1 protein-coding gene is annotated in these 420 nt (G+C 48.3%); it reads left to right on the top strand.

Annotation, left to right across the window (positions count from 1 at the left end; translation table 11 throughout):
- On the top strand, window positions 1–420 hold a 420-nt coding region (locus ADK28_RS02745; protein ID WP_048794807.1), incomplete at both ends, for a formylglycine-generating enzyme family protein.

Below are 420 nucleotides of genomic sequence, written 5' to 3'. Positions count from 1 at the left end.
ACTTTGCGATATCGAAGTTCAAGGTGACGAATGCAGATTATGCGGCTTATCTGAAGTCTACGGGAAAAGAGAAACCACCTGCAGATATAATGGCAAAGCGTCATCCATCCCTACTAAAAGATGACTACCCTGTAGGAGTCATTTGGCAACAGGCTAAGGATTACTGTCAGTGGCTGGGTAAGGAGTCAGGTAAAAAAATCGACCTGCCGACCGAAGCTCAATGGGAATACGCCGCTAGGTCCAGAGGGCAATACCTTCCCTTTGCAACCGACAATGGGGAGTTGGAGAAAGGCAAGAACATACCCGACGAAGAGCAACTGGATGAGTATACAGATGGACTAGGTATCCCCATCTATCCCATTGGCAAATACCCCCCAAACCCGTTGGGGCTCTATGACATGGGATTAAGTGGCTCAGAGT

Source organism: Serratia sp. 506_PEND, assembly GCF_001076875.1.
Taxonomy (GTDB): Bacteria; Pseudomonadota; Gammaproteobacteria; order Enterobacterales; family Enterobacteriaceae; genus Serratia; species Serratia marcescens.
Note: the sequence above shows the minus strand (reverse complement) of the source record. Positions and strands in the feature narration are given on the sequence as shown.